The following is a 3,004-nucleotide window of genomic DNA, read 5'->3' as shown; positions in this document are numbered from 1 at the left end:
AGAAGCGGAGAGGAAAGCTGAGCGCGCTTTAGCCCGGCCTTCTCCGCGTAATCTCGCTGGTCCATCCCCTCTAAGGCTCGGTGCCAGCGGATACGTTCTGCTATATCCCCGAAGGGCTTGTCTGCTTTCTCCATGGTCGGGATCATCCCGCGCCAAGGATTTTGACTCAATCCGACATCGCTTGGCTTGACCTGTGTCAAGATTCTTGGCATGATCGGGGCATGAAATCCAACCCTGCTCAGATGCTGATTGACGCCGTGGGCCATGATGTCCTTCGGGATTCGCTTGGTCTCACCGAACGCAACCTTCGTCACGCCCGGTCGGTCGGATACTTCGCTGCGCAGTGGTATGCGCCGATCAAGGTTCTGGCCGAAAGCCGTGGCGTGTTCTGCCCAATGGAGGCTTTCAATTTCAAACCCGTCGCCAATTTAACTGGCAACGGGATGCGCTCAGTTCAAGGGGATGTGAACGAAGGCCCCAAGCGGAGGGCTTCGGCATGACCCCATGCGCGCTCTACCGGCATTACGATGCGGAAGGCCGGTTGCTCTATATCGGCAAGACCGTGAACCCGCGCAGCCGTGCGTCACTTCACAAGATCCGGTCCCGCTGGTTCCGCGATGTAGAGCGCATCGAGCTACAGTGGTTTGATGATGAGGCGCTGGCCTGCGCTGCCGAGATCTCCGCGATCGCGGACGAGAAGCCGATTCACAACGTCCATCACAACCCTGCCCGCATCAAGGTCGCTACGCCTTCAAGCGCGGCAATAGCCTTGGCCGAATGGATGGCCGGCAAGGGGTATGGCGCGAAAGACTTCGCCAGCCTCTCCGGCATCGGTGCGCCGACCGTCAAGCGGGTAATCGAAGGCAAGGTCAATCCGAACTTTAGGACTACGACCAAGATCGAGAAGGCGACGGACGGTCACGTCCCGGTGACGTCTTGGGTGTCCGCCTATCAGTACCGGGTATCAACATGACCTGCTGCGATCACCCCCGCATCCGCCTCCACTGGCACACGCGCCCTGACGGCTCCAAGGGGCCGTTCTGGCTGACCTGCGCCTGCGGTGCCTTCACCGACTACGCCGACACGCATGACGAAGCGTGGCGGCTTGAATCCGCGCTGGTGGCCAAGGCGGCGCGGACCCCGGCTGCTGCCCTCCCTCGGCAGTCGGGGGACAATCCCCGCGAGGTGGTGTGATGCGCATCGAACTGCCCTGGCCCGACTACACCAAGCTATCGCCAAACGCGAAGCGCAAGCTCCACTGGCGGCGCTATCAGCCTGCCGCGAACGCTCACAAGTCGGCTGTGTTCTACGCTGCAAAGTCGCAAGGCGTCCTGCCGCTCAACGTGGATCGTGTGTCGATGACCGTGATCTTTCATGAGCCAGATGCGCGCGCCCGCGACATGGATGGCTGCATTGGCGCATGGAAGCACGGGCAAGACGGCCTCGCCATGGCCCTCGGAGTTGATGACCGCAATTTCACCGTGACGCACCGCATGGGCGACCCGGTGAAGGGCGGCAAGGTGGTGGTCGTGCTGCACGGCGCGTTCGCTGATGAGGCCGATGCAGAAGCGTTCGCGGATGGGCTTAGAAGCGCCGAAACCCCTGCAAAACAAGGAGATTCCGCTTGATGTATCGCCATGTTTTGGGTAATCTGAGCGGGATGACAAGGAGCTGTGACGCCTTGCCATCCCTAAATTGCAACCCCGTCTCTAACCCGGAGCAACAATCTCTCATGACACATAAAAGCGCCCCCGGCGCTTGGCAACCCCTCGGGGACATTGCCAAGCGTATCGTGGAGGATTCCGCCCGCCGTATGGCGCAGCCCGCCCCTGTGAAAGGGGAGAAAGCCGATGGGTAACGTCGCTTATCTGAGGCCTGCCGCCATGACCGAACCTCACTCCATCGAAGCCGAGCAACAGCTTCTCGGCAACCTTTTGATGCGCCCGGCGCGTATTGCGGAAGTGGCGGGGCGCGGTGGTGCTGCGCTCTTCTATGATCCGGTCCACGCTCAAATCTACAAGGTCATGGCCGAGCGCGACCGTGCTGGCGACCTTGTGGACGCGATCACCATCGCCCGCGCGCCGTCTCTGGCCGAAGGCTTGGCCGATCTTGGCGGGCCGGGCTACATCGCCCGCTTGGCTGGTGCTGCTATCGGTGCCTCCGCAATGGGCGGGTATGTCGATCATCTGGACGACCTGCGCGCCAAGAGGGAAATCCTAGCGCTGATCCGCAAGACCGAAGCTGCCGTCACCTCTGAGGATGGCGCGGCTGGCGATGCCGCCTCTGCCCTTGAGGCCGGGCTTATGGCTATCGGAGCCACGTCCAGCGCGGTTCGCCCTGTCTCGATGATGGCAGCCGCGACCGAAGCTCTTCGCAAGATCAATGATGCCTACCACGGGCGCGAAGTCGAATGTGTTCGCAGCGGCATCGGCGCGCTCGACTACATCATCCCCGGCATGGAAGCGGGCGAGCTTGCGCTTCTCGGTGGCCGCCCCTCGATGGGCAAAACCGCCGTTGCAATGACCATGGGCCTTAATGCGGCTCGTGCTGGTCACGGCGTCATCTTCGCATCCCTTGAGATGACTCCGGAATCTCTGGCCGTTCGCGCCATGGCCGAAGGGACTGGCGGCAAGCATGACGCAGTAAGCTATAGCGATGCGCGCCGGGGGCAGATGACCGAGTTGCAGTATCGGTCGCTGGTCGAGACCAGCAAGCGCCTTGCGGAACTGCCGATCCAATTCCTGCCGCGCAAGTATGCGGAAGCGTCCGCGCTCCTGTCGGGCGTCAAACAATGCGTTCGTCATCTGCCGAAGGACAAGCTGCCGCTTCTCATCATCGACTACCTGCAACTCATGGACGTGAAGGGCAGCAGCCGGTTCGAGAAGATCACCGAGATCAGCCGGAGCCTGAAGGACCTCGCCATGCGCCTAGAGCTGCCCGTGCTGGCGCTGTCGCAGCTCTCCCGGGCCGTCGAGCAGCGCGAGGACAAGCGGCCCCAGCTGTC

Annotated in this window: 5 protein-coding genes; all 5 read left to right on the top strand. The window is 62.1% G+C overall.

Translation table 11 applies throughout. The annotated features are described in order from the left end of the window. Positions 1–221: 221 nt before the first annotated feature. Positions 222–500: a hypothetical protein gene (locus ACFDS3_RS20215; protein ID WP_375264126.1), complete on the top strand. Its 279-nt coding sequence runs from the start codon at positions 222–224 to the stop codon at positions 498–500. Next, a complete protein-coding gene (locus ACFDS3_RS20210) occupies positions 497–973 on the top strand; it encodes a hypothetical protein (RefSeq protein WP_375264125.1) in 477 nt (158 codons plus the stop codon). The genes ACFDS3_RS20215 and ACFDS3_RS20210 overlap by 4 nt, the downstream gene beginning before the upstream one ends. Continuing rightward, a complete protein-coding gene (locus tag ACFDS3_RS20205; protein ID WP_375264124.1) occupies positions 970–1,194 on the top strand; it encodes a hypothetical protein in 225 nt (74 codons plus the stop codon). Before ACFDS3_RS20210 ends, ACFDS3_RS20205 begins: the two co-directional genes overlap by 4 nt. Next, positions 1,194–1,628 carry a hypothetical protein gene (locus tag ACFDS3_RS20200; RefSeq protein WP_375264123.1) on the top strand — a complete coding sequence of 145 codons (435 nt, stop codon included), beginning with the start codon at positions 1,194–1,196 and terminating at the stop codon, positions 1,626–1,628. The genes ACFDS3_RS20205 and ACFDS3_RS20200 overlap by 1 nt, the downstream gene beginning before the upstream one ends. Positions 1,629–1,883: 255 nt before the next feature. Beyond that, on the top strand, positions 1,884–3,004 hold a 1,121-nt coding region (locus tag ACFDS3_RS20195; RefSeq protein ID WP_375264122.1), incomplete at its 3' end, for a replicative DNA helicase.

This window comes from Palleronia sp., from assembly GCF_042089775.1.
GTDB lineage: Bacteria > Pseudomonadota > Alphaproteobacteria > Rhodobacterales > Rhodobacteraceae > Palleronia.
This window is presented reverse-complemented; position numbering and strand designations above follow the sequence as displayed.